Raw genomic sequence first — 23,189 nt, 5'->3', positions numbered from 1 at the left:
CTACGGTTCTCACGGAAATCCTTTACGTGAGCTGGATCGCATACTCCTCAATCAGAGAACCAATTATCATGCTAAAACTGAAAAAAATGAGCAGTTCCTCTCATATTGACGATGGAATAGAGTTTTTCCGGTCATGGTCCTAGCAGCTTCGGACCACCAATTGTTGTGGGATTTGTAACAGTAATTCCGGGGACCGTGATACCTATTGGAGTATTAGCCTGGGGCACAGTGACTACAGGTAGAGCCAACGTAACGGTCACGACTTTAAAGTCTGGAATTGCTTCCAATGTTACTGTAATCAACTGGCCAAGCTCAGTGTCCGCAACACGAATCTCTTCTCCGCTAAAGGAACGGCTTAACCGATCATCGCGATAACTGAAGGTCGGTTGTCCAGAAATACCTGTGCTTGTGTAGGTGACATGAATCGATTTTCCACTAAGTTCAAAGGTGTTGGCTCGATTTAAATTGGCTTGCATAATGAAGCGCTCCTTGTAATTAAGTTTGCCAGCCCAAGTAATTGGGCTGAAATTGACCCCGTAGGCTGACCAGAAAAATGGTTTCAGAGTCCGTACCACTTTGACCCATGAGCAAATGTCCGTACATTATGTCCCCGCGAAACCGCGGGCTTGCTAATAAAGGCAACCGATTCACTAGCATTGGAAATACGACGCCAAACCATGACGGCACTCGAACATCTCAACCAGGCACATGCACTTCAAACTCGCCGTATGCCACCTCGACCGGCAGATGTCCGTGAGAAAGGGATCGTAACAGTGCAATAGGTTCACAATTAAAAGCCACGAACCGCTCCTTTCCGGTCTGCTGTGCTTGAGCGCGGGCAAGTTCGTAGTTAAGTACGTTCTCAAGAAAAGCAACTGTTAGTGTCCCCTGTACCATGCGTTGATGCAGGAAGGCAGCAAAGCCGAGCATTTCATCGAAGGCAAAGGGCTCCGGCCAATTGCTGCTCCAAAACTGCCGCATCAAGCTAAGGGTAGCAGTCTTGCCTAACGTTAACACCAATAGACGATAGCTTAGCGTCAGTCCTTCCGCCAAGGTACCAGCTCGAAAACTTTCAACCAACGATTTGTATACTGGCACACCCGGATCGTCTTCAAGATTAGCGAAATCGTCGGAAACCATCGGCCGTTCCCGTCCGTTGACTAGCGCTCCCAGAGACTGTTCCCACCCCATGACCTTCACGCTTGCCACGGATTTAACGCCATCTGCAGGCATTGATGCAGTTGTTATCGAATTGATATGCCTGCAAGAATGCAAGGATGAGGCTGTGGGCCCAAAGCGCCAGAGCGACTTCATTGCCTGAATCTGCTGGATAAGCTGGTCTGGTGAGAGCTGCTTGGCTTGTACGTAGTCAGGCATAATCTCGAACACCAGCGCTGCTAAATTTTCTAGCTTGGGCAGCCATTGCTCGTATAGATTCATGACAGGCTGTGGCACGAGATCACTATGCGCATCCAGCCAGTACCCTTCATAGCTTTCGCCACCGGCAAGGTGAATTTCCCAGACGCGATCTAATGGCAAGCTCTCCATCACTTCCTGCACGCACTGGCGGCCATTGCGCTCATTGCACCACAAGTTATGCAAATCTAGTACGATGCCACAGTCTGCCTCTATTGCCAGTCGCGCGAAGAACTCACCATCTGCCATTTCCCCCGGCTGCGGTTGCAGATAATTAGGTGAAATTTCAAACGCCACGGCCCTGCCGCTCAGGCGCCGTAAATCAGCGATCCGAGCTACAGCGATGTCTACCGTCTCTTGACATTGCAGAGGTGGCAATAAAAAGCCGCTGTGTCGACTCTTGACCCCGGGCTCGTTGCTTGCCACACGCATGAAGGCGAGATGCTCGCTAACCCAAGGAGGATTTAATCTATCGATACTCTGCTGCCAAGGCGCGATCTGTTGAGAGTCGAACTCTACGGTAGTGGCCAATGGTAGCCCTACGCCGTGTATCAGTTTAGGTTGAGATAACTTGGCCAATCTTTCAAAGACGCGCTGATCCAAGTGATGGTCACCGCCGTTGTGATTGGGAAACCAAAACGCCTGAGGCTCAACCTCAAGCATATCTAATGCGTCTAGCAAAGCCCCCCCTCGCCCGAAAATCGGTTCGAGCGCGGGAAAATAGACCATACCGACTCCAAGCGGAGGAGGCTTAAAATTTATCACTATATTAATTTACTCGGCAACGATTTCCTTAACGGTCAAAGCGTTGTCTACTACAAACTGTTTCTGGACAGTGAAGCGGATATCCCAACCCGAGCAACAGGCCATACAGCCCAATTTCCCCAAAATATCTTGCTGTATTTGCTGAAATTTCTTAAGATCATTGTGAACGTCCGCCGGAAGCGAAACCCGCACCACATTCGCGGAAGGATTAGGTGAAGGTGAAATTCCTGTTTTAGTCTCCATTTAATTACCTCCAAAGTTCGCAATAGTTAAGTTACAGAGATCCATCTGGCTCCAGCCATTTAGTGCCTGCATTCGACCTACCTCACGATTTCCCTAACCGTATGTGCAGCAATTGTGGTTATCAAGAAACCATGTCCTACATCATACTTCTAGCAAGCCCTATGCCAGGACGGGACCTAAATTAAGATATTGATTAAGCGAAAAGAATTGCTAATAACGAGAGCAAAGACTGGGTCACTTTGTACCCACTAAAGAACGAACTGGAAGCAGCTTATCGGCTGGAAAATGGCGACAGCAAACAAATGCAGGAGATTGACCCACTTCCGGTCATATCTAACCCGGCCAACCGCGTCAATCAGGTACAATCCGAAAAAAAATAGCTGGTACCATATGGCCATCCCCTATTAGATGAACTAATCAATAAAAAACCCGCTGTTACGCGGGTTTAAGGATGTTCTTGGATTTACTTGGATTGTTATATGGAGGCGGGGGTCACATCCGCAGTATCTGGATAAGTATCTGTAATACATCGCTTATTTATTATATATGTTGATCAGATACCGTCATAGATACCGCCACAAGCTCAGCATTGAATATTGCATTGTAGGACTAAAGTACAATAGATATTCGCATTCGGTAGGCTTATAAATAGAACTGCTTGGCCTCTCTTTCTTTTCGCGCCGCTGGGTAATACCGTTTACGCGCGCGGGCAAACCCCGCGGAAAGGAGGTAAATGCTTATGACAAAAAGTCAGAAAAAAGCCCCTGAAGGTTATCAGTGGGTTTGCAGGGCCTGGATAACATTGCGGAATGGGACCAGGCTTTATGCTAGACAATGTGGAAAGAAAGCATTTTGTTTTCTTGTTAAAGTAGTCTAGTGTAATTAGAGGCCAAGCACCAGCTATTTCAATAGCTATTGAATCGGCTCATTCGCTTCATAGCTGATCTATTTCCACCCTTGGCAATGCCGTGGTAGCCGCCCCTCCATTTAAATCGATTGTAGGGCTTCTGGTAGAGCCTAGAATCATTTGTCGTCTCCCCATGGCCTGGGCCCTGACGCCTTGCTCGACATTACAGCGGCAGTAGCAGCCGTATAGCGCGATTGCTGTGTAAGCCTCAGTTTTGTTGCGAAAGTCTGAATAAGGCGCGCCTGCCGCTCAATCATTGCGTGGATCCTATTCAGGGTTTTCAAATCGCCGCCATCGTCCAGCGTTGCCTCGATCGCGTCAGAGCGCAATGCCAAGGCTTCATGAGAGGCAATGGCTTTGACGTATCCGGAAAGCAGCGGCGCAGTCGACGGGTCAAACCAGCTGGCCGGCTTTGATAGCACAATCTCCTTCCAAAGCTCTTTCTGTCGAGTGGTCAGTGATTTCGGCGGCGATAGGAGGGTGGCAACGCCTGGGGGAACAACGGTAAGACTTGCGGATGATTTCTTAGCCATAAAAATAGCCCAAATTGTAACGATTTATGAACGGGACCCTGAGAGCGCGGTCTGGAAGCGATCGTCCCAAAGAAAACGATACCCCCTGGCCGTCAGAAACATAGCTATCGGTTCCAATCACGACGCGGCTTTGCGGGATGCGTAACTGAATGACCACTCTGTCTTACCGTTCACGCTTCTTATCGAAAACTCTCCGGTAGAAATTATATCCATGCCAATTAGCACATCCCACCATACATTGCCTGGATTCTTTGAGACGACAGTGAAGTTATGGAAGGTAACCTTGTCGGGAAGAGAGAGATTTATTACATAGGCTGCGCTCCTTTCGAACCCATCTACCCCTTGTAAAAGGATTGGCTTTATAGCTCTGATAGATTTTAGGCCGCATGCCTCGACGACTCGCTGAGTTATTACTGATTTGGTCGCGCCTGTATCCCAGCAAGCGTTAAATTGAATCGTTGCGCAGTCAGGAACTCCATTAGCTGGGTTGAATGCTTGAGAGACATGGCAAGGGGTTGCTAAGGCTGTCAATAAACCGCCTTCAGATTTAACGGTAAAGCTTCTATTCATTAACATAGTCCTTGAATTTGTTCATCACAGACGTTCGCCGCGGTAATGTAGTGTGATATCGGGAGGTCGTCCGGATCCACGCCGCACATTTCCGATGTGAGGTAGTCGTAAATCACCAGCGCCGGGTTTGCGCTCCACGCCGTCAGGCCGGTACGGGGATCAAAGAGCTTTCTTCCCTTCATCAGCACGCTGATATCGGGTATCCCGTTTTGAAACTCTGCCTGGCGCAGATCGAGCCGGATGACGGTATAAGTGAATCCGGTTAGGGTCGCTGTAGACTTCCACTTGTCGCCGCACTCTGCAAGCAATGACGCATCGGCAGGATCACCAGCGACCCCCAGGTGCTTTTTAACCCTGACTTGCGACGTGTTGACTTTGTGCTGGTAGGTCACTCGATAGCCATCGAGCGCAAATGTGGTTCCTGGGATCGGTCCGGAAAGGCTGCCTGTTACCGTTATTGTGTTGCCGACTCGCGTATAAGCTACGGCGCCGCTGTGGTTCCGAAAAAACATGCCCATTAAATAAGACTTGCCGAAAGCAACAACTGTGATCGCGCTTGATGGCGTATGCGCCAGGGTAAAAGGCGATGTGCCGTATTGCTCAGTTGCGTTCTCCGTTGCCGTCGAGTAGTACTCCCCGCTGGTGACATAGCCATCAGCATCGAGCGTACCGAGCGGCTTGTTATTGATGTAAACCTCATCAATCGACTCCGACTCGCCGGCCGCATGGACGCAAACTAGGTGCTTATATTCATCATTCGCCCCGCTCTTGAATATGGCGACAATGTCTGATCCTACCTTGGATTTACCGTATACATACCGATGCGGCGCCTCACTCGCAATGCGGGTGATCGTTCGCTCTTGTAATGTGTTCAGGAAATCTTCTCGGGCCTGCGCTGCCTTACGCTTAGCTTTCTTGGCGGCTGATTTTTGCTGGACCGCGCCGAATACGGTTGTGCCGATGGAAAGGGCTATGGGGGCGGCCATTACGATCCCTCCAATGATTGCAGGCATTGCCACTATCATCATTGGCATTTAAAGATCCTCCTGTTCAGTTTTCTGTTTTGTGGAAATGAAAAAAAGTGTAGGCGCCCGGAACCGGTCCCGGCACCAGGTCTGGCGCCGCCTGCGTTCTTGCGCGGCCCGCCACTCTTACCTTTCACTCCTGCCATTTGCTGAATTCTTTTTGAAATATGGGATTTTTTGTCTGCGTGAGGAGGGGCGCGGTGTCCAGGCACTGCTTCTCCAAACAAAACAATACCCCCTGCTTGGTAAAAACCCCCGGCTGTTAGGCCGAGGGTCTCTTTTGCCTGCCGCGCAACCAATGGAATGAAATTGCCGCAGGCTGTTGTGGTTTTCGCACTGGCCAACTGATCGGGCGCACTTACTGAAACACGCCAATTGAATTTCATTAGCTGGCGGCAAACTTCATCAGCTTGATTGCGCGGAAATCCCGCATACCGCCACCCACACGCTTTGTCGTGTAAAACAGTACGTGAGGTTTTGCAGTGAACGGGTCGCGAAGCATCGAGGAGTTGCGATCAAGAATCACATAGCCACGCTGAAAGTCTCCGAACGCGATTGAGAGGCTGTTCGCGGCAATGTCCGGCATATTTTCATCCTCGAATACCGGGTAGCCCAACAGCGTACCGGGCTGGCCAGCTTCTATGCCCTGCTTCCAGATGTAATCGCCGGCGGTGTTTTTAAAGGTCCGGATTTGCTCGATTGTGTTTGTGTTCATGGACCATTTGGCATTGACGCGATACCGCGGCTTTACCGAATGAACCAGGCTGATGAGCTTGTCTGAAGGGTTGCTTGCTGCGAACGCTCCGGATGCTCCGGAAGCCACATACTGCAGCGCGTTTTCCGCACGGGCGCCGTCCGCAGTGCTGGCAATGTCGTAGGTCAAAATGCCGCGCGGCTTGTTAACTCCATTGCCGTTGACGAACGAATCCCCTTCGCCTTCACCGAACGCCTCTACAACCTCCTCAACCAGCCACTCCTCGAGACCGAAATTGTTGTCATCGAGCAGATTCTGGGTAATTGCAGGGCTGGCGTATATTTCCCCCATCGGAGGAATCAATTTTACGAACGTCGGATTCCCGGTCTCTGGCCTGGCGGACTTCTCGCCCACCCATGAGTAAGCTGTGCCGCCCACGCTATGTAGCATCGAGAATTCCCCGGTAGTTACCGGGATAACGCGGGCTAGTTGCCGCATCGGCGAGAGTTCGCGTAACGCTTTTGAAATCGTGCCGTCGATCTCTTCAGGCACCAGATAACCGCCGCTCGGATCGTTGTTAACCGACATGGATTTAGCCTCAAGGTCGCGATCCTTTCCTGAGCGCATATAACCCAAAAATGCTTTTTTGTGCTCCAGGTCCTCAGCAGAGCCACCGCCGCCAATGTTCGGACGTCCGGCCTTCTTTGCAAATTCGTTTAGTGCGCTCTCCAGGTTCTCGATACGTCCTCCCTGGACTCTCTTGAATTCTTCGAATGCGTCGCCCTGTTTTTCCAGTAGTTCTTTTATCTCGTAATCCAACTTGTTAACTCCTTATATATGTCATAGAATTACTCTAAAAATTAGAGTATGTCTAAGTATATAAAGGATAATTCCCTGATTGGGCGTATCAGAGAATTACTGGTTTAGATTTAATTTACACCAAGTGAGTTTGTTGCGAAGGGTCTTGAATGTGAGCTGCTGCCGGCCGGCTCGCGGGTGATGGTATGTGATTATTTCCCAGACTCGATCCACTTTCTCAACCGGGCTTGCCGCTGTACCGTGCATCCCACGGCGCACAGCTTCAAGCTCCAGTTCCTCTAAAAGCCGATCGAACGTGAGGGGGGCGTCGATCCTGCCTGTAACCTTCAGAAGATATGCTTTTAACGGACCCGGCCTCTTTCCGACCCTGTGATGTTTCTGGAATGAGAGCCCCAGGCGTACCAGGGTGATAAGCTGGTCACGCTCTGGGCTCGGTGGTAATGCGGTCTCCAGGTAGCTGGTTATGTTCACTTTCCGTTGTCCAGCTCCGAGACCATTCTCTTTGCTTTGGACCTCGAATACCCGAGTTCCTTAATAAGCTGCTGTTCGATCTTTCTTTTCCGCAGCGCTTCAGCCCGGTTGCCACCCTTTCGCATGGCTTGCACGTAAATGTTTCCTCGTCCGCTTAATGGCATGTCTTATCCTGCGGCCGATAGGTTAATAACGGCTGCCCTCCAACGGCGTTGTTTTGCTGATCAATGGCGAAGAGCTTTAACTCGACAGAGTCAGACTGGACGACCAGCCGGATCTGGTCAAGCTCCAGCAGATCGTCTACCTCATCAGCTACATCAGGATGAAACCGGCGCAAGGCAATCATCATTAGTTCGGATACCTGGGCGGATGTGCGTCTTGCGTTCTCCAGGGTGGCCAGAATGCTTTTATCTAATTTCGAGTCCATTTTTTCTCCTTAAATTGATGCGGCTAAAAAACCTGTTTTTCTGAACTGCACGTGCGAATAAATGACTACCTGCGCGGTCTCCAGAGCTGCAGGCTAAGGAATGCATCTCCCCCTGCTTACTCATCAAGTATCTCTGCCTTGATCGCACGGAAGCACGTTAGCGCGCTATCGCAATCAGCCAACGCTCGCGTTAATGCCTCGGTATGTTCCTCCTCAGTAAAGCCATACGCTTCACCACAGAAACGAACCAATCTAACCAGCTCAGATCGCGCAACATCCACCCCTTGTTTTTGGTGAGCTTGTTGCGCGTCTTTTGGTGAGCTTGTTGCGTGGTTGTTGCATAGCTTGTTGCGTGCTAGATCAAGCAATGAGGCTGGTATAGGGGTAGGCTGTTGCGTGGTTGTTGCATAGCTTGTTGCGTCATTTATAGGTGGTTGTTGCATTGTTGCTTTGCTAGGAAATGAAATATGCAACAAGCTCTCTGTTAACTGTGCATTCATTCCCCTTTACTCCTTTTCTGGTACTGATTGCGGCCTCTGGTTGTGGTCTTCGTTTCCAGTAATCCCGCATCATCTGCCTTGCGCCAAGCCCTTAATACAGTAGAGCGGTTGAGCTCTAGCTCGATGGCTATTTCACTCTGGGATAGCCCGTCATTTGCAAGAGTGACTACACGATCAAAGGTTGAATCAGCGACGGGGCGCCATGCCCATGTACTCATGCCATGAGAATCTACGGTCAATTGCGCTTCGATGGGATCGACATCATTGCCGGATAGATGTCTAGCTTTCTCGTAATGAATTTCAAAGCAGGCGCCGGCCGCAGGGTCATAATCGGCTGGCCTCCGGAGGGAGATAACCACATCCAACAAATCCTCCCGCTTTGAAGTGCCCCGTTGCTGCCCGTTCTTTCCGCTGTGATGGATAAAGAGAATGCTTCGCCCTGCTTGCCGCTGTAGGAGCGCCCATTCAGAGACGCTCAGCCAGCTTTCCGCGTCGTTCTCACGGCCTCCACCTCGCACTAGGCAGGATAGGTTGTCTATCACTATCAACTCGGCATTTACACGCTCTGCGACCTCGCTGATCGCTTCCTGGCCGTCGTGGGTAGAAAGGTCAGGCATAGCCCCGTTCTGTAGGTCAGGGGTAACGATAGAAAGGAAGCCGGGGCCGGGCTCAACGCCGTTCGATGCAATGATTGCAGCTAGTCGCTCCTGCAGTGCTGGAGCAGGCATTTCCCCATCTACAAGCAAAACCCTTCTCGGTTTTTCTGCCTTCCAATTAAGGAAGGTGCTACCACAAGCAAGTGCGTAGCTGATTCCCAAATTGACGTGAGTTTTGCCGACGCCTCGCCATCCGTAAATCATGTTCAGGCTCTGGGTCATCAGCCAGGGCGCCATCATCGTATCTCTTGGTGGCAACTCCATTCCTATGAAGTCATGGAGGCCCACTACCCGCAATTGTGGCTTCATCACCTTGGCTAAAGCGGTAAACGCTGCTTTCGCTTCAGGTGTTGCCTCTACGGTTTCCATAGCTTTAAGCATCACGCGGCCTCCGCTATTTCAAGGCTTTGGTACGGCTTAAGGATCGCCCAAGCGTTCCCAGTACCGGCAAAGTCATACGCAAACGTCGCAAGGAAGCAGGGATTAACCTTAGCTATCTCCTGCGCGACCGCATCCACTCGATGCGCGTCTTTGTTGCGGTAGGTTATTTGAACAGGCAGGCCGGCAAGGAATCTGAATTCAATCTCTGCCGGGGTTACATCAGCGGGAATGATGATTCTTGGATAGGCTTTGGCCAGATCCCAATCGAAAGAAACCATGACGGTTTTGGCGGGAATTTTGCCTGCTTCCCTAATAGCCATAAACTGCTTGCCGTATGGTGGCAGTCGTTTATAATTCCGGTTCAGTTTGGTATCAAATCTCGCCTCGGTTGCCGCCGGGGCGTTTTCTTTTGGAGGGTTCATTACGCCCCCTTTCTCGAGTCCAGCCATTCCCGAACGGCATTAACTTCCCATGCCGTGATTCGTTCAGATAACTTTACTGGTGCTGGAAACTCCCCTGTTTTTACCTTTCTCCATAACGTAGCTGAAGAGAACGGTACGATGTCCGGTATAAGTTGCGACTGGCGAATGTAACCGCCGATCGGTAACTTGCCGAAGTTTGAAAAATTGTTTGCCATTCGGAACGCTCCTTTTAAGTGGTGTGAAACGTCATGTCGTTTCATAGTCGAATAATGCAGTTTTAACGCGAAAAGAAAGAGCGAAACCGCTACGCTATTCTTCCCTGTATTTTTGCATGCGTTTGTTGAAGCTTGACATTGAGTCTGAGTGATCTCGTGCTTGCCTGAGCCAGTAATCGACCCTGTCAATATGAAGCCCCCCAAGCTGGAAGACGGCTCGCAAGCACTCAGCAGCAAAACCGTTATTTGATACGGTGAAGCTAAGGTTGTTTTCCCAAAACAACCGTTCAACAGCCATTGCCGTGGATAATTCTTTCGGCAGTGAGTACCAGGGATAATCTTTGCCTGAGGTATTAAGGGGATGCTGTGGAAGCTCGGAAGCGGATTTTCTTAGCCCTAATGAAAAGGCTGTGATAGCGGAAATATTTGCTTCGCGCCAAGAGACGGCCTCCGCAGCGGCTTTAAGTCCAGAAGGAAAATCATTTGGCGTTCCTAAGGTTTTTGACATCTCATCTTTCGCTCGCCATGCAATGAAGCCAAGAGCCGCTGAGTCGAGATTTTTCAATTGCTCAAGAGCTCCTTCTAGGTGCGCCGCTAATGACTCAATACGCTCTCGCCTTCGCTGCTGACTTTCGGGCTGAAATTGCTCATAAAGAGGAATTGCCGAGGCGTATTGTTCGAGGGTGCGCAGAATAACAGTGACCTCAAACTCAACTTCAGCAGGAGATAAGTTCCGGCCCTTATGCGCGTCCCTGAAGAGCTTCGTAAGCCTATCGCGGGTCGTTTTATCAAAGCACAAGCGAGGCGCGTAACCGCTTGAATCTTCCATCCATCACTCCTTCGAAGTGCCTTCATTAAGACGCCACCCCAGGCGGTGAAGGTTTCCGCTTTTTGCCCCGTCGGGCTAGGGGTGGCTTGAACAATTTAATTGAATCGCCCTTTCAATTCCTCGTTGGTTTGAAGAGGATCGCCAATTGCGCTCATAATTACGCTATTGAGTTGTGCGACTCGCTTCAGTACTTCTTTGGTTGCCCAAACGGTTTCCGTAGTTTCGTCATTATCGAGCGCGCTGCTTATCAGTGTCACTAAAGCCGAGATTCCCCAAGTTGCCTCTAGTGCGATAAGTCCCCGATCGGCATCCTTCATCGCTGTTGTGTTTTCAGTTTTAGTCGCCATGATTAGCGGCCCTCTCGCATTCATCCAGAAGAGACAGGGATCCCTCGATACGCTCAACCAAATTATTCAATACAACTAGCAAGCCCTCTGCCTCGCGATTATCGAACGTTACAGATTCGCCAGCATCTAACTGCTTTGAAATCGTGGAAGCTAAAAAATGAGCGATAAAACTGGTCTGACAGATCGCCCAATTGGCTTCAACAAATTTATCTTTGAGCAATGACGTTGCGGGTGCCAGTCTGACAACTGGTGAAGAATTGCCCTTAGCCATTACGCCACCTCTTTTTCTGCTGTGCCGATGTCGGCCTTGCATTCTTGTAGCAGCCGCTCGGCTTTTTTAATACGACTGATTAAATCGTGCATCACGAAGAAAAACCCCGATAACTCGCCGGCTTCGAGCTTTACATCAACATTAAGGGACATGTCCTTAATGAACTCGGCGACGTGACCTGCTTCCATGAGCAAGTCCTGCGCTTCAGTGAATTTTTGGGAAACGGGTGTAGAATTGGCGTTAGCCATGATGCTTACCTCCTATCAAGGTTGCGTTGTGGTCAGGGGTGTCTGGTGCTGATACACCTTTCACCCCGCTTTATTGCCTGAAGTCCGTCAGGCCACGGTGTAACTCCTTCCAGCCCTGAGCTCGTCCAAATAATCCGCCCAGGCTTGCATCATTTCTCTGCGCTTCGGTAAATGCTCAGCGTAGTTGTATGCCGCGCTTACCTTGTTGCGTTCGGCATGGGCTAATTGCCGCTCGATCGCTTCGTGGGGCCATCCCTGCTCATGCAAAATGGTTGATGCCATGCTTCTAAAGCCGTGCCCCGTCATCTCGTTTTTTTCGTACCCCAGGCGTCGTAGAGCCGCGTTAACGGTGTTCTCACTCATTGGCCTGGAATAGCTTCTGACGCTGGGGAAAACAAACCTCCCCTCCCCTGTGTGAGGATGCAGCTCACGTAATATGGTTAGAGCTTGGCTTGATAGAGGTACAAGGTGTACTGCCTTCATCTTCATCTTGCCCGCTGCTATGCGCCACTCGGCGGCATCAGAATCTATTTCAGACCACTCTGCGTGGCGCAATTCGACTGGTCTTACAAAGACTAGTGGAGCGATCCTCAGAGCAGATTTCGTAATGAAGGATCCATCATAGCCATCCAACGAAAGCAATAAACCCCTTATCTTTTTTGGATCTGTAATACTCGCGTGATGCTTTTCCTTGAACGGGGTCAATGCCCCTTTCAGAACTAAGCTAAGGTCTGCTTGGGCTCTTCCGGTAGCAATGGCATAACGGAATATCTGCCCGCAATACTGCATTGCCCGGTGAGCAGTCGAGACAGTGCCACGCTTTTCTATCTTTTGAATTGTGCTTAGAAGGTTAGCGGCTGTTACTTGTGCTATTGGAGTATTACCTATCGCCGGAAAGATATTACGGCGGAGTATGCTTAAGATTCTAGCGGCGGTCTTTGGCTCCAAGTTAGTGGACTGCTTTTCATGCCACTCTCGAGCAACGGATTCAAATGTACTGGCGGCGAGTTCTTTCTCCTCACGCTTTCTAGCCTGTTTTATTGTGCCCGGGTCTATCCTTTGGGCCAGAAGTTGGCGCGCCTCCTCCCGAAGCTCGCGCGCCCCCGTGACCTTTCGTGTCCTGCCAGTTTCTTCATCTTTTTCGACGCGAGTGGCCAGTGGAACATCAGGATAAACTCCAAATGCCAATGTCTTCCTCTTGCCAAGGTAGCGGTAATCATATCGCCAGTATTTGCCCGCACTGTTAACCAGCAGATAAAGCCCGTCACCGTCAGTAAGCTTATATGGCTTATCCGCGGGTTTCGCGTTGCGAACGGCAAGATCAGAAAGAGGCATGACGGTATCTAAATTAAACGGTATTAGCTCTACCGTTAAAGATACCGTCAAGTATAACGGTATGTCAAGATATTAATTGATACGGTATGAGAAGTCTCTTTCGCGATTTTCCCTGTATTTACGCCATTCCTGGCATGTCTTGATACGCTAAGAGACGCTTTATTGGAGGCGGGGGTCGGAATCGAACCGGCGTCCACGGCTTTGCAGGCCGCTGCATAACCACTCTGCCACCCCGCCTTTGCTCTGCAACCTGAAATGGTTGCATTGCATCGTTGCAATGCAATAGCAAAAACTAAAAAGGGAAAACGGATTTCAGCACAGGCGCCTGACTGCAAACAATGGCCTCATGCTAACGGATCCATTTTCCCAATAACTGGAGCGGGAAACGAGGCTCGAACTCGCGACCCCAACCTTGGCAAGGTTGTGCTCTACCACTGAGCTATTCCCGCAAAAAAGCAATCTGGCATTATAAGGATGCTGCTATCTTTGTCAAGAAAGCGCAATATTTAAAACCGGCTTCAGCCATGTTTAATTGCCTGTGGGATCGCCACTTTAAGATAGTAGGCCATCGACCATAACGTCAGTATGGCGGCCAGATAAATCAGCCAGGTTCCCACTTCCTGCGGGTTGAAGTTTTCCCCTATTTTCTCGTGATACAACAGCAGCGGGATGGCCGCCATTTGTGACGTCGTTTTCAGTTTTCCCAGAAACGAAACCGCGAGATTTTTTCCTTTGCCGATTTGCGCCATCCATTCGCGCAATGCTGATATGGTAATTTCCCGGCCGATAATGATAAAGGCAATGAGCGCATCGAGCCTGCTCAAGTAGACCAGGACGATCAGCGCTGCGGCGACCATCAGCTTGTCGGCCACCGGATCAAGAAATGCGCCGAAAGCCGAGGTCTGGTGGAGCACTCTCGCTAGATATCCATCCAGCCAGTCGGTGATGGCTGCAACGGTAAAGATAATGGTAGCAATCAGGTTCTGCTCTGATTGGGACAACCAAGTGGGAGGAAAATAGAAGATGCCTACAAAGAGCGGGATCGCAAGTATGCGCATCCAGGTAAGCACGTTGGGCAGGTTAAAAGGCATAAGGATCACGGTATGCCATAAAGGTGCTGGGTCAAATAGGTGCAAACCTCCGCTTTGGATCGACTGCTTACCCTGCCTCGCCCGCCTCTTTTGGACACTTCTTCGTACTTAGACAATATTCCCCTGCATATCCGTGGATCTTGGTCCACGCGTTATGTTGCACCGGGAATGGCATTGCGCCCCTTGCAATCAATGCAATTCCCGGTAGATTTTCTCCGCCAGCGCACGGCTTATGCCATCAGCCTGCTGCAATTCTTCAATGCTGGCTGTCTGTACGCCTTTTAATCCGCCAAACCTGGCCAGGAGACTTTGGCGGCGCTTCGCGCCGACACCCCCGATTTGCTCCAGACTTGAACTGGTGCGAGCCTTTCCAAGCTTTGCGCGATGCCCGTAAATGGCGAATCGATGAGCTTCATCGCGAATCTGCTGGATCAGATGCAACCCCGGATGGTCTCTTGACAATTGTAACGGCTTTTCCTCCCCCGGGAAAATCAATTGTTCCAGCCCGGGCTTGCGCTCCTCGCCTTTGGCTACGCCCAACAGATTCGCGTCGTTCAACCCGAGCTCGACCAGAACCTCCTCGGCGGCGTTAACCTGCCCTCTCCCGCCGTCGATCAGAATCAGATCGGGAAGGCTTCCCTCCCCCTCGGCGACTTTATGGTAACGCCGGGAAAGGACATCGCGCATGGCGGCATAATCATCGCCGGGTGTAATGCCGGTAATATTGTAGCGGCGGTATTCGCTGTTACGCATGGCAAAGTTGTCATAAACAACGCAGGACGCGATGGTGGCTTCGCCAAGCGTGTGGCTGATGTCAAAACACTCTATCCGGCCAAGTCCCGTCATATCCAGGGCTTGCTGCAAAGCCTGCAGCCGTTCCTCCTGGCTGGCTTGGCGGCTCAGCATCTGTTCCAGTGCAAGACGCGCATTCTGGGTCGCCATGTCCAGCCATATGCGGCGGTCGCCGATCGGATTGGCGTTGATAGTGACCTTATGGCCGGATTGTTCCGCGAGCAATTGCTGAAGCGTGTCCCGCTGAATTTTTTCGCCGACGATGACAAGATTCGGCACGCTTCGATTAAGGTAATGCTGGGTCAGAAAGGCCTCTACCACTTCCGGCGTATCATAACCTTCAGCGTTTTGCGGAAAAAAACTCTTGTCCCCTAGATGCCTCCCTCCCCTGACCATGGCAAGATTGACGCAGACTCTTCCATTACCTTTATTCTCGCTGACGCATGCAACCACATCCGCATCCAGGGCCTTGCCGCTATCCACGAACTGTTTTTCGCGGATTCTGCGCAGCGCCTGAATCTGGTCGCGAAATAACGCCGCTTGCTCATATTCCTGAGAATCCGCGGCTTCACGCATTTTTCTGCCGATGCTTTCCAGAACCTCCGTCTGCTTGCCCTGCAAGAAAAGCTCCGCATCTCTCACATCGTCCCGGTAGGCCTCGGCGGTGATCAAATCGACACACGGACCGCTGCAGCGCTTGATCTGATAAAGCAGGCAAGGCCGGGTACGGTTGCTGAACACGCTGTCTTCGCATGTGCGGATTCGAAACACCTTTTGCAGCAGCTGTATGCTTTCTCTTACCATCCCCGCATTCGGGAAAGGACCGAAGTAATGGTGCTTCTTGTCCAGGGTGCCACGGTAAAACCCAAGCCGAGGGAAGCGATGGCCGCTCAATAAAACATACGGATACGACTTGTCGTCACGGAACAGTATGTTATAGCGAGGAGTTAAGGCTTTTATTAAGTTATTTTCGAGTAGCAGCGCTTCCGCTTCAGAACGGGTTACAGTGGTTTCAACCCCGGCGATTTGCGATACCATTAATTTCGTGCGTGGACCCAGTCCATTTTTCTGAAAGTAGGAGGAAACGCGCTTCCTCAGGTCAATCGCTTTGCCGACGTAAATTGCCTGCCCCGCTGCATTCATCATGCGATAAACCCCTGGCTGCGAAGGTAGGCTGGAGCAAAATGACTTGGCGTCGAAACCAGATTCTGCCAGCAAGGCGATCAGTCCTCCTTGCCCAGCAGCTTGCCTCCTATCGCCCAGCTTTCGTGAGGCAACTCATCGAAAGCGATGTAGGTGTAGGATTTCGGCTTGTGTGCGACACGCTCCAGCGTATCGGTAATTTCCTGGGCAATCTGCTTCTTCTGTTCGCGGGTGAGCGAACCGGCAATGCGGATGTTGACGTAGGGCATGGTTAGTCTCCGGTTTTCTGATGAGTAGCCAAATCGGAACGAATTTTGGCAAATACCTGCTCGAACATGGCCGTGGTCAAGCGTCGAGTCTGTGTATTGTAGCGGCTGCAATGATAGCTGTCATATAGCGTCAAACCATTTGCTTTCAAGCCGCTAGGCGTCGAACCTGCTGACAGGGCATGAACGGCGCCATGACCAAAAGGATAATCCCTGTGCTTGAGTCCGAGTGCCAAAAGCCCTGCCTGATGAGCAATCGTGCCAAGGGCTAGTAGTGCAGTGCCGCCGCCACTCATGAAATCAGCAATCTCGGCTGCAAGATACCCGTTGCATTGGCGGATCTCGCGTGGCTCCGGCTTGTTTTCTGGCGGCAGGCATTTGACCGCGTTGGTAATGCGGCACTGGATGAGCTGTAGCTTGTCTTCCGGCGAAGCGGAGCCTTCATGGTTGGCAAAACCGAATTTATAGAGTGTCCGATATAACAAAATACCGGCAAAATCCCCGGTAAAAGGTCTGCCTGTCCGGTTCGCACCATGCATGCCAGGGGCCAGGCCAATAATGAGTAGCTTTGGCGAAATATCCCCGAAAGCGGGTACTGGACGGGCGTGATAATCAGGATAACGGGCCTTCACCTCATCCAGAAATCCAGCCAGTCGGCCACACTGGCGGCACTCCATGGAAAACCCTGGTTGCATGGGCTTATCCCCAGCTTTTTGTAGTAAGATGCGCGCTTCTTGATTCATTGGAAAAATGATGGCTAAAGTTCTTGCAACAGAAATCCGCGTCGGAAACCTGATCGAGTGGGACAAGCGCATCTGGCGCGTGTTGAAATGTTACCACGTCCATGTCGGAGGCCGGGGTGGCGCGTTCATGCAGGTAGAGATGAAGGATATTGAAGCAGGCACCAAAACCAATCAACGCATCCGTACAGAAGACAAGGTGGAACGCGCTTTCGTCGAGCCGCGGGATATGACCTTTCTCTATCAGGAAGGCGACAATTATATCTTCATGGACAAGGAAAATTATGAGCAATTGAGCCTGTCGCAGGAGTTCCTTGAAGGTCAGTATGAATACCTCTTGCCAAACACGGACGTCCAAGTCAATTTTCACAATGACCGTGCAATTGGCGTGCAGCTTCCGGCAAGCGTGGTGCTGACCATCGCCGACACCGAACCCAACCTCAAGGGAGCCACCGCCACCAGTTCCTATAAACCGGCCAAGATGGAGACCGGACTTGTTGTCATGGTTCCGCCATTCGTCCTGCAAGGCGAAAAGATCAAGATCAATACCGACAGCGGGGAATATATCGAGCGGATGTAGCACGGCAAGGACAGACCCCGCGTTTAAAAACTCATTTGAGTGCGGAAAGAAATTACCGAAGGACTGTCTGTGCGATTTGGTGTGGCAGACCCCGCGTTGCCGATCTCGGCTTCAGTAAGGTAGTAATTAAGCATGAAGCGTAAACCTTCCCGAACGTACCAGTTGGCGCCCAATGTTATTACCTGCACCTCGCATTTTGACGTACGGGTGCGGCAAGGATCCGCACCCGGACCTTGGGCCATGTTCTCCGCCAGATCGTACCGTGCGGCAAGTTCGAGCGCGCCCCATCTGCTGATTGGCTTGGGCTTGCCGAACGCGCCACGTTCCTTCTTGTAAATTGTTCTTTCGCCGGTTACAAACCAGCTGGCTTGCACATAGAATGCCTGCACGTGGGAATTCTTTTGTGCTCCCCCTACCGAATGCGTGTTATCAAGTTTTGCGTTCGCATACTCTCCCTGCAAGGTTACAGGGCCGATTGCGTAAGCAGCTTCAGCTGCAAACGTAGATTGACTATTTGCGCCGGATAAACGTGCGCTCGCGCCTGCGATACCCAGTGATTTACTGATACCCCTGCGTCCACCATATATATCCACTATTCTTGCTGGTAGAGATTTTGGGCTGGGGTCATCCACACTATAAGAAACTCCAAAATGGAGAGTGTCGCCCTCCTTGGCAAACGGTACCCAAAACACCCGCCCACCGTAGCTGATGCCTTCATAAGGCGTACCTGCGTTTGCCAGGCTCATCACATCGGCGGCATAACCAAGCTTATCCGCGATTATGCCTTTGTACCCCAGTCCTATCAAAAACTGCCGCCCCGCATAAATACCGGTGGATGAAGTCGAGGGACGCTCCATCATTGTAATCTCGTTTGAACTGGCCAGCTCTTCCATCCCACGGTAAGGCTTGAACTGGCCTAATGTAATCTGACCTGGCCCCAGTTTGGTCGAAATCCATGTTTCCCGGAGACTGCTGGGAAAACTGCCTGCCGCAAAATCATTCTCGAATTTAAAATTCAATCCGTAGATTTTTCCCGTGAGCGTAGTATAGGTTCGCCGCCAGTTGAAACCGCTGCGCTCCTCATCGGAGGGCAGTTGACTCCCGAAAAGAGGAAATTCCGTGTTTTCCCGGTCCCGATTGAAAGAATGCACATCCAGATGCGCACGCGCGTTGAATCCAATCTCAAAATTGCCATCTTCGCTTTTGATCTTGGGACCGCCCCTGGTTTCTATGTCAACAGCATGTACGGGGGCGAAGCTCATGCTCATGAGCAATGCCAACGTACAGCATTTCCAGATATTGTTTATGTCAATCGACGTAGAGCGGATTTGATGATGTGGCTTATTGTCACGCTAGAGTCCTATACCTGCAACGACATGGATGAATTTTCCGTGCATCTGCGCTGTTGCCTGTTGGCCCTGTACGTCCAGTTTGACGCAGTATTCGTGCGATAGCGCACTGAACAATAACGAAACGAGGACTACCATCGCCGCCACAGCAATGTTGCTGGATCGATAAAAGGAACGATCATGAAATCTTCTTCGATTTTAACCGCAAAATCGTTGGTGTTGGCTAGCGTGCTGATATTTAGCACCGCCGGCATCGTGCACGCGCAGGGTTATTCAGATAAGGACGACTCAATGCAAAGCCCCGGTGGTTCCATGCAACAGCCGGGTACTTCAGGCGGCTCTGATTATGGCACCAGCGGAACGGACCAACGAAACCGGTATGACCGCCCTCGCGATTCGGGCAACGGTCAGTACGACCAATCCTATCAGGGTTACACCAGGGATGTGGGTGATGACATGTACGACTGGTCGAGCACCGACGGTACCGGCCCCAAGATCAGGGGCAGATATTAATATCAAGATTCGAGGGGGAGCTTCCGGAGAGCAATACTGGAACCCCTCATCTCAGCCGTGCACAGTCGCACGCTCCTAACGAGGGGGTGTCGGGTGGTTTCGCTATCCGCTACATCCCGACCTTTTTCTGATCTGAAACCTCGGGGTTATCAGAAAAAATGAGCTTCGTGTGCTACCGCACTGAAGAGTGGGAGAGCGGTACGTAATCTTTCTAACACAGCAATATCGCTGGATCAATAAGAAGGAACAGCCATGAAATTACTTTCTATGTCAGTCAAACAGTCGCTGGCAACCACATTGGCCCTTGCCAGCACTGCGGTCTTTAGCGTGGCGGGTGTGGCCTATGCCCAGTACGGCGATAACACTTCAGATCAGGGCAGCTCTGCGGGACAAAGCGGCCAAAGTGCCGGCCAGGGTAGTTCCCAAAAACCTCAAGATGGAGGTCCATTCCCGTACGACATCCTTGAAGAACCAGTGGATACGGGATATGTGGATCAAGAAAAAAGGAACAAACGCAATATAGATCCGGCATCGCCAAGCAAAGAGGACCATGTGCCGGACTTCCCTGTGGATAAAGAAGGCAAACCGCTTAAGGATCCAAAATATGAGCAAGGGGGACCGATCGGACCCAATTAGTCCGGTACGAATAAATGTAGCCGCGGCATTGAATGTTGACGCACAAATTGCCGCGGCTTCCCTCAGCAAGCAGGCACGCTCGCCACCTGCTTCTATTCCTTTTTTGCGCCCTCGCCATATAGATCGAGAAAAATGAATAAGCTGATTTATTTTTTTCTGATCACGTCAGGCCTCTTAGTGAACACCTCCTCTGTTGGGCAAGATGGTATTGCCAACCGTGGCGTTAATATCAGAATTGGCAGCACCAGCGGCAGCGTGGATAACACAGCCGTGCGGATGGTCCGCGAAGTGGTTGGAAATGCTATCGCCTCCGATACCGTCGACATATTCGACGTTTATAACCCGAGAGTGGATGGACCTGCCTCAACCGATTTTGGCTTATCCGCATGTGCGGAAGCGGGCGTTAACGCAACACCCCGAAAATTCGATGACTTCGTTAAACAGCTGCGTTCTATTCGTCCGAGAGAAGGCACTTTTCTTAATGTTGAGCTTGCGGAGCGTTGCACTGAAATGGCGCCGCTTGAACCATTGGATTGTGGCGGAGTTCTCGGAACGCCATGTCCTCAAGCCCAATACTGTGAAGTCGGCGCGGGTCAATGCAAGGTGAAAGATGCGCAAGGAACATGCAAGGCTATACCCAGCAACTGCACCAGTGAGCACAGACCCGTTTGTGGTTGCAACGGCGGGACCTACGATAATGCATGCGAGGCTGCGCGGGCGGGGGTTTCCATTGATTACCACGAGAAATGCAAAATACTCGAAGAGTTGGCATACCGGGGAGTCAGAGCCGAAACAGATAACAAATCCCGCGGTGTGTCCTGCCTATTCTCACTCATGGTCCTGGCGCCGTATTGATGCTATTGGCAGGGGTAATGGATTGGCGCAACCTTGCAGCGGCAATACCTGCCACCGCGATCAGGCCCATGCCAAGCAGTCCCAGTCCTGTGACAAGATCGTTGAACAGCAGCACACCATAGAAGTAGGACCACAGGATACTCAAGTACTGCAGGCTTCCGTTCACAAGCATGCGGCCAATGGCATAAGCGCGGGTCATCAGTAACTGCGCGAGTGTCGCGAGCAAGCCCACCGCAAGTAACATACTTAGACCCTTCAAAGTATGAACATGCCATCCGCTGACAAGTGAGGTAACCAGAGCGCCTGCGCCAATGCTGCACAGGGAGAAATAAAATACCACACGCCCCTCCGGTTCACCCGCCTTGCCAAGTGCGGACACCTGCAGATAAGCCATTGCTGTAAGTAGTCCCGATAACAGGCCCATCAGCCCGGCCCATAGCTGATTGTGCTCCATCGTGGGCTGGAGGATGCAAACCACGCCCGCAAAACCCAGGAGTACCGTGCACGCCAGGCGAACGTCCACTCCACGGCCACCAAGAAAAGCCGAACCGCCCAAAAGCATCAAAGCCATCCAGATCGGGGACATGTAATTCAGTGTTACCGCCGTGGAGAGCGGCAACTCCCCTATCGCATAAAACCAGAGGCCGAGCGCGGAGACTCCCGTTATGCTCCTCGAGAAATGGAGGGATGGCAGACTGGTGCGAAGCGTCAGTCCGTGCGTTCGCGTCAGCACCAGCATTATTGCTGCCCCCACAAGCCCACGATAAAACACGATTTCACTCGTACTGTACTCCGCGGAAGCAAATTTGACACACATACCCATGGTGGCGAAAAGAAAAGTCGCCGCCACCATCAGCACAGGCGCCGGTAATTTTTCCTTCCTCTCCCTGTTCAAAATTCTATCTGCCCGCATTTGTATGACCTTCGGTCCCCGAGAAGAACTCATGCATTGATTTACGTAATAATGTATCGACCTCTCCCTGTAAGATATTACAGCTATTCATGCTTTCCATTCCCTAGTTAAATATCCCGTTGAGCAAACAGTTCACCGGTCGGTTGCTATTGTGCGGAGGTAATGTGAAGCCGGATACGCCAGAGAACCACGTGCGCTCCACCATGGAAGCAGAGAACGCTCTGCAGGCCTCGGAGCAGGCCTTGGGTCCGGATCATCTTGAAGTGGCTATCGCACGCAACAATTTAGCCGTGCTGTATTATGCCGAGGGGAAATATACTGAAGCCGAAACGCTCCTGGAACAAGCGCTGTTGTTCTGGAAGCAGAAACACGGCGCATATGACCTTGATCTGGCTGCAAGCCTGAACAATTTGGCGGAGATACATCGCGCCCGCGGTCATCTCGAACTGGCTGCGCCGCTTTTCATGCGTGCATTGGGAATTTGCGAAAAAGTACAAGGTCCCGATCATCCTGATGTTGCCACTTGCCTCCATAACCTGGCGACACTCTATCGCGATCAGGCGCGGTATGCGCAAGCGGAGCATCTACTCCAGCGAGCCCTCGAAATTTCAGAGAAGGCCTGCGGTTCCCATCATCCCACTGTGGCAACATGTTTGAATAATCTGGCCGAAATACAGCGCGCGCAGGGCCGGCTTGAAGAAGCCGCCGCTCTTCTCGTACAGGCTTTGGCCATTGGCGAGGAAACCCTGGGCCTGAACCATCCGGACATAGCAACGAATCTGAATAATCTTGCATTGCTCCATCTCGCTCGCCAGCAGTATGCCGACGCAGAGCCACTTCTTCAACGTGCGCTCAAGATTTCCCAAAAGGGATTGGGGCCCGATCATCCCGATGTTGCAACCACGCTGCACAACCTGGGCGCACTTTACGCAGGCCTGGCGAAATATACTCAAGCCGAGCGGTTTTATAAACGCGCCCTGAGAATAAATGAAAAAAACCTCGGGCCAAATCACCCCAGCATAGCCATAACTCTCAAAAGTCTCGCAACCCTGCATCGAGATATGCATCATCCGGAAAAAGCAGAGCCGCTCGAGAAACGCGCATCGGCAATTTCGGCAAAAAATCCGTAGATCTCACATTCGGTCTCCGGCCAATTCCCCTTGCTGTGCTACTAACGAGCGTCACATGCGGTAGCGAAGGCTGCAGCGGTAGGTCGGATCAGCGCAGCGTAATCAGA

30 protein-coding genes and 2 tRNA genes are annotated in these 23,189 nt (G+C 51.3%); 5 read left to right on the top strand and 27 right to left on the bottom strand.

Features of this window, described 5'->3' with window-relative positions:
• Window positions 1–131: 131 nt before the first annotated feature.
• The 24 genes from BMZ14_RS14715 to BMZ14_RS02240 form a co-directional block, all read right to left on the bottom strand.
• Window positions 132–476, bottom strand: coding sequence for a hypothetical protein (locus BMZ14_RS14715; protein ID WP_143071859.1), 345 nt, complete (start codon window positions 474–476; stop codon window positions 132–134).
• 220 nt (window positions 477–696) lie between these two features.
• Window positions 697–2,145, bottom strand: coding sequence for an MbnB/TglH/ChrH family RiPP precursor modification enzyme (locus BMZ14_RS02355; protein ID WP_074794157.1), 1,449 nt, complete (start codon window positions 2,143–2,145; stop codon window positions 697–699).
• A gap of 45 nt (window positions 2,146–2,190) precedes the next feature.
• Entirely contained in the window at window positions 2,191–2,424 is a 234-nt protein-coding gene (locus BMZ14_RS02350; protein WP_074794155.1) for a hypothetical protein, read from the bottom strand.
• Window positions 2,425–3,447: 1,023 nt separating this feature from the next.
• A complete protein-coding gene (locus BMZ14_RS02345) occupies window positions 3,448–3,864 on the bottom strand; it encodes a hypothetical protein (protein WP_074794153.1) in 417 nt (138 codons plus the stop codon).
• A gap of 117 nt (window positions 3,865–3,981) precedes the next feature.
• Complete coding sequence (locus BMZ14_RS15580; RefSeq protein WP_074794151.1) at window positions 3,982–4,434, bottom strand: retropepsin-like aspartic protease; 453 nt, start codon at window positions 4,432–4,434, stop codon at window positions 3,982–3,984.
• Window positions 4,434–5,468, bottom strand: a complete 1,035-nt coding sequence (locus BMZ14_RS02335; RefSeq protein ID WP_074794149.1) for a hypothetical protein — start codon at window positions 5,466–5,468, stop codon at window positions 4,434–4,436. The genes BMZ14_RS15580 and BMZ14_RS02335 overlap by 1 nt, the downstream gene beginning before the upstream one ends.
• The gene (locus tag BMZ14_RS02330; RefSeq protein WP_074794147.1) at window positions 5,459–5,845 is read right to left on the bottom strand and encodes a hypothetical protein; all 387 of its coding nucleotides are present in this window, start codon (window positions 5,843–5,845) and stop codon (window positions 5,459–5,461) included. Before BMZ14_RS02330 ends, BMZ14_RS02335 begins: the two co-directional genes overlap by 10 nt.
• On the bottom strand, window positions 5,845–6,972 hold the full coding sequence (locus BMZ14_RS02325) for a phage major capsid protein (RefSeq protein ID WP_143071858.1): 1,128 nt from the start codon (window positions 6,970–6,972) through the stop codon (window positions 5,845–5,847). Before BMZ14_RS02325 ends, BMZ14_RS02330 begins: the two co-directional genes overlap by 1 nt.
• A 625-nt stretch (window positions 6,973–7,597) precedes the next feature.
• The gene (locus tag BMZ14_RS02315) at window positions 7,598–7,870 is read right to left on the bottom strand and encodes a hypothetical protein (protein ID WP_074794143.1); all 273 of its coding nucleotides are present in this window, start codon (window positions 7,868–7,870) and stop codon (window positions 7,598–7,600) included.
• 116 nt (window positions 7,871–7,986) lie between these two features.
• Complete coding sequence (locus BMZ14_RS02310; protein ID WP_074794141.1) at window positions 7,987–8,370, bottom strand: hypothetical protein; 384 nt, start codon at window positions 8,368–8,370, stop codon at window positions 7,987–7,989.
• Window positions 8,367–9,407 carry an AAA family ATPase gene (locus BMZ14_RS02305; protein ID WP_074794140.1) on the bottom strand — a complete coding sequence of 347 codons (1,041 nt, stop codon included), beginning with the start codon at window positions 9,405–9,407 and terminating at the stop codon, window positions 8,367–8,369. The genes BMZ14_RS02310 and BMZ14_RS02305 overlap by 4 nt, the downstream gene beginning before the upstream one ends.
• A complete protein-coding gene (locus tag BMZ14_RS02300; protein WP_074794138.1) occupies window positions 9,407–9,829 on the bottom strand; it encodes a hypothetical protein in 423 nt (140 codons plus the stop codon). Before BMZ14_RS02300 ends, BMZ14_RS02305 begins: the two co-directional genes overlap by 1 nt.
• Window positions 9,829–10,044: a helix-turn-helix transcriptional regulator gene (locus BMZ14_RS02295; protein WP_074794136.1), complete on the bottom strand. Its 216-nt coding sequence runs from the start codon at window positions 10,042–10,044 to the stop codon at window positions 9,829–9,831. Before BMZ14_RS02295 ends, BMZ14_RS02300 begins: the two co-directional genes overlap by 1 nt.
• Before the next feature lie 94 nt (window positions 10,045–10,138).
• Complete coding sequence (locus BMZ14_RS02290; protein ID WP_074794134.1) at window positions 10,139–10,873, bottom strand: hypothetical protein; 735 nt, start codon at window positions 10,871–10,873, stop codon at window positions 10,139–10,141.
• A 95-nt stretch (window positions 10,874–10,968) separates the two neighbouring features.
• The gene (locus tag BMZ14_RS02285; RefSeq protein ID WP_143071857.1) at window positions 10,969–11,220 is read right to left on the bottom strand and encodes a hypothetical protein; all 252 of its coding nucleotides are present in this window, start codon (window positions 11,218–11,220) and stop codon (window positions 10,969–10,971) included.
• A complete protein-coding gene (locus BMZ14_RS02280) occupies window positions 11,210–11,491 on the bottom strand; it encodes a hypothetical protein (RefSeq protein WP_074794130.1) in 282 nt (93 codons plus the stop codon). The genes BMZ14_RS02285 and BMZ14_RS02280 overlap by 11 nt, the downstream gene beginning before the upstream one ends.
• Complete coding sequence (locus BMZ14_RS02275; RefSeq protein ID WP_074794128.1) at window positions 11,491–11,739, bottom strand: hypothetical protein; 249 nt, start codon at window positions 11,737–11,739, stop codon at window positions 11,491–11,493. The genes BMZ14_RS02280 and BMZ14_RS02275 overlap by 1 nt, the downstream gene beginning before the upstream one ends.
• An 87-nt stretch (window positions 11,740–11,826) precedes the next feature.
• The gene (locus tag BMZ14_RS02270) at window positions 11,827–13,074 is read right to left on the bottom strand and encodes a tyrosine-type recombinase/integrase (RefSeq protein ID WP_074794126.1); all 1,248 of its coding nucleotides are present in this window, start codon (window positions 13,072–13,074) and stop codon (window positions 11,827–11,829) included.
• A 163-nt stretch (window positions 13,075–13,237) separates the two neighbouring features.
• Window positions 13,238–13,311: transfer RNA gene (locus tag BMZ14_RS02265), tRNA-Cys, on the bottom strand.
• A 137-nt stretch (window positions 13,312–13,448) separates the two neighbouring features.
• Window positions 13,449–13,523: transfer RNA gene (locus tag BMZ14_RS02260), tRNA-Gly, on the bottom strand.
• 69 nt (window positions 13,524–13,592) lie between these two features.
• Window positions 13,593–14,165 carry a CDP-diacylglycerol--glycerol-3-phosphate 3-phosphatidyltransferase gene (gene pgsA, locus BMZ14_RS02255; protein ID WP_074794124.1) on the bottom strand — a complete coding sequence of 191 codons (573 nt, stop codon included), beginning with the start codon at window positions 14,163–14,165 and terminating at the stop codon, window positions 13,593–13,595.
• A 189-nt stretch (window positions 14,166–14,354) separates the two neighbouring features.
• Complete coding sequence (gene uvrC, locus BMZ14_RS02250; RefSeq protein WP_074795466.1) at window positions 14,355–16,172, bottom strand: excinuclease ABC subunit UvrC; 1,818 nt, start codon at window positions 16,170–16,172, stop codon at window positions 14,355–14,357.
• A gap of 8 nt (window positions 16,173–16,180) precedes the next feature.
• On the bottom strand, window positions 16,181–16,369 hold the full coding sequence (locus BMZ14_RS02245) for a tautomerase family protein (protein WP_074794122.1): 189 nt from the start codon (window positions 16,367–16,369) through the stop codon (window positions 16,181–16,183).
• Window positions 16,370–16,371: 2 nt separating this feature from the next.
• Complete coding sequence (locus tag BMZ14_RS02240; RefSeq protein ID WP_074794120.1) at window positions 16,372–17,061, bottom strand: uracil-DNA glycosylase; 690 nt, start codon at window positions 17,059–17,061, stop codon at window positions 16,372–16,374.
• Between the two features lie 55 nt (window positions 17,062–17,116).
• Here BMZ14_RS02240 and efp point away from each other — a divergent pair, with 55 nt between their 5' ends.
• Entirely contained in the window at window positions 17,117–17,686 is a 570-nt protein-coding gene (efp, locus tag BMZ14_RS02235; protein ID WP_256208326.1) for an elongation factor P, read from the top strand.
• 23 nt (window positions 17,687–17,709) lie between these two features.
• On the opposite strand, the gene BMZ14_RS02230 is transcribed toward efp, so the two are convergent.
• Both BMZ14_RS02230 and BMZ14_RS15345 read right to left on the bottom strand, forming a co-directional pair.
• A complete protein-coding gene (locus BMZ14_RS02230; RefSeq protein WP_256208325.1) occupies window positions 17,710–18,948 on the bottom strand; it encodes an OprO/OprP family phosphate-selective porin in 1,239 nt (412 codons plus the stop codon).
• Window positions 18,949–19,038: 90 nt separating this feature from the next.
• Window positions 19,039–19,173 (bottom strand): hypothetical protein, encoded by a 135-nt coding sequence (locus BMZ14_RS15345; RefSeq protein WP_256208324.1) that lies wholly within the window; start codon window positions 19,171–19,173, stop codon window positions 19,039–19,041.
• A gap of 42 nt (window positions 19,174–19,215) precedes the next feature.
• Between BMZ14_RS15345 and BMZ14_RS02225 the strand changes: the two genes are divergently transcribed.
• The 3 genes from BMZ14_RS02225 to BMZ14_RS02215 all read left to right on the top strand — a co-directional run bounded on the left by BMZ14_RS02225 (window position 19,216) and on the right by BMZ14_RS02215 (window position 21,039).
• Window positions 19,216–19,548: a hypothetical protein gene (locus BMZ14_RS02225; RefSeq protein ID WP_074794114.1), complete on the top strand. Its 333-nt coding sequence runs from the start codon at window positions 19,216–19,218 to the stop codon at window positions 19,546–19,548.
• Window positions 19,549–19,800: 252 nt separating this feature from the next.
• Window positions 19,801–20,184, top strand: coding sequence for a hypothetical protein (locus BMZ14_RS02220; protein WP_074794112.1), 384 nt, complete (start codon window positions 19,801–19,803; stop codon window positions 20,182–20,184).
• Window positions 20,185–20,316: 132 nt separating this feature from the next.
• Window positions 20,317–21,039 carry a Kazal-type serine protease inhibitor family protein gene (locus tag BMZ14_RS02215; RefSeq protein WP_074794110.1) on the top strand — a complete coding sequence of 241 codons (723 nt, stop codon included), beginning with the start codon at window positions 20,317–20,319 and terminating at the stop codon, window positions 21,037–21,039.
• On the opposite strand, the gene BMZ14_RS02210 is transcribed toward BMZ14_RS02215, so the two are convergent.
• Window positions 21,017–21,985: a DMT family transporter gene (locus BMZ14_RS02210; protein ID WP_256208323.1), complete on the bottom strand. Its 969-nt coding sequence runs from the start codon at window positions 21,983–21,985 to the stop codon at window positions 21,017–21,019. The two genes, BMZ14_RS02215 and BMZ14_RS02210, sit on opposite strands and share 23 nt — an antisense overlap.
• Before the next feature lie 86 nt (window positions 21,986–22,071).
• On the opposite strand from BMZ14_RS02210, the gene BMZ14_RS02205 reads away from it, so the two are divergent.
• On the top strand, window positions 22,072–23,082 hold the full coding sequence (locus BMZ14_RS02205; RefSeq protein ID WP_256208322.1) for a tetratricopeptide repeat protein: 1,011 nt from the start codon (window positions 22,072–22,074) through the stop codon (window positions 23,080–23,082).
• Window positions 23,083–23,189 lie beyond the last annotated feature (107 nt).

This window comes from Nitrosospira briensis, from assembly GCF_900115125.1.
Lineage (GTDB): Bacteria > Pseudomonadota > Gammaproteobacteria > Burkholderiales > Nitrosomonadaceae > Nitrosospira > Nitrosospira briensis_A.
This window is presented reverse-complemented; position numbering and strand designations above follow the sequence as displayed.

Coding starts and splice junctions, on each gene's coding strand:
- BMZ14_RS02290 (WP_074794134.1), bottom strand. CDS start 10,873: ATGGAAGATTCAAGCGGTTACGCGCCTCGCTTGTGCTTTGATAAAACG.
- BMZ14_RS02295 (WP_074794136.1), bottom strand. CDS start 10,044: ATGGCAAACAATTTTTCAAACTTCGGCAAGTTACCGATCGGCGGTTAC.
- BMZ14_RS02335 (WP_074794149.1), bottom strand. CDS start 5,468: ATGCCAATGATGATAGTGGCAATGCCTGCAATCATTGGAGGGATCGTA.
- BMZ14_RS02280 (WP_074794130.1), bottom strand. CDS start 11,491: ATGGCTAAGGGCAATTCTTCACCAGTTGTCAGACTGGCACCCGCAACG.
- BMZ14_RS02270 (WP_074794126.1), bottom strand. CDS start 13,074: ATGCCTCTTTCTGATCTTGCCGTTCGCAACGCGAAACCCGCGGATAAG.
- BMZ14_RS02350 (WP_074794155.1), bottom strand. CDS start 2,424: ATGGAGACTAAAACAGGAATTTCACCTTCACCTAATCCTTCCGCGAAT.
- BMZ14_RS02345 (WP_074794153.1), bottom strand. CDS start 3,864: ATGGCTAAGAAATCATCCGCAAGTCTTACCGTTGTTCCCCCAGGCGTT.
- BMZ14_RS02240 (WP_074794120.1), bottom strand. CDS start 17,061: ATGCAACCAGGGTTTTCCATGGAGTGCCGCCAGTGTGGCCGACTGGCT.
- BMZ14_RS02225 (WP_074794114.1), top strand. CDS start 19,216: ATGAAATCTTCTTCGATTTTAACCGCAAAATCGTTGGTGTTGGCTAGC.
- BMZ14_RS02305 (WP_074794140.1), bottom strand. CDS start 9,407: ATGCTTAAAGCTATGGAAACCGTAGAGGCAACACCTGAAGCGAAAGCA.
- BMZ14_RS02355 (WP_074794157.1), bottom strand. CDS start 2,145: ATGGTCTATTTTCCCGCGCTCGAACCGATTTTCGGGCGAGGGGGGGCT.
- efp (WP_256208326.1), top strand. CDS start 17,117: ATGATGGCTAAAGTTCTTGCAACAGAAATCCGCGTCGGAAACCTGATC.
- BMZ14_RS02275 (WP_074794128.1), bottom strand. CDS start 11,739: ATGGCTAACGCCAATTCTACACCCGTTTCCCAAAAATTCACTGAAGCG.
- BMZ14_RS14715 (WP_143071859.1), bottom strand. CDS start 476: ATGCAAGCCAATTTAAATCGAGCCAACACCTTTGAACTTAGTGGAAAA.
- BMZ14_RS02230 (WP_256208325.1), bottom strand. CDS start 18,948: ATGAGCTTCGCCCCCGTACATGCTGTTGACATAGAAACCAGGGGCGGT.
- BMZ14_RS02315 (WP_074794143.1), bottom strand. CDS start 7,870: ATGGACTCGAAATTAGATAAAAGCATTCTGGCCACCCTGGAGAACGCA.
- BMZ14_RS02215 (WP_074794110.1), top strand. CDS start 20,317: ATGAATAAGCTGATTTATTTTTTTCTGATCACGTCAGGCCTCTTAGTG.
- BMZ14_RS02300 (WP_074794138.1), bottom strand. CDS start 9,829: ATGAACCCTCCAAAAGAAAACGCCCCGGCGGCAACCGAGGCGAGATTT.
- BMZ14_RS02310 (WP_074794141.1), bottom strand. CDS start 8,370: ATGAATGCACAGTTAACAGAGAGCTTGTTGCATATTTCATTTCCTAGC.
- BMZ14_RS02285 (WP_143071857.1), bottom strand. CDS start 11,220: ATGGCGACTAAAACTGAAAACACAACAGCGATGAAGGATGCCGATCGG.
- BMZ14_RS02220 (WP_074794112.1), top strand. CDS start 19,801: ATGAAATTACTTTCTATGTCAGTCAAACAGTCGCTGGCAACCACATTG.
- BMZ14_RS02330 (WP_074794147.1), bottom strand. CDS start 5,845: ATGAAATTCAATTGGCGTGTTTCAGTAAGTGCGCCCGATCAGTTGGCC.
- BMZ14_RS02245 (WP_074794122.1), bottom strand. CDS start 16,369: ATGCCCTACGTCAACATCCGCATTGCCGGTTCGCTCACCCGCGAACAG.
- BMZ14_RS15345 (WP_256208324.1), bottom strand. CDS start 19,173: ATGGTAGTCCTCGTTTCGTTATTGTTCAGTGCGCTATCGCACGAATAC.
- BMZ14_RS15580 (WP_074794151.1), bottom strand. CDS start 4,434: ATGAATAGAAGCTTTACCGTTAAATCTGAAGGCGGTTTATTGACAGCC.
- pgsA (WP_074794124.1), bottom strand. CDS start 14,165: ATGCCTTTTAACCTGCCCAACGTGCTTACCTGGATGCGCATACTTGCG.
- BMZ14_RS02210 (WP_256208323.1), bottom strand. CDS start 21,985: ATGAGTTCTTCTCGGGGACCGAAGGTCATACAAATGCGGGCAGATAGA.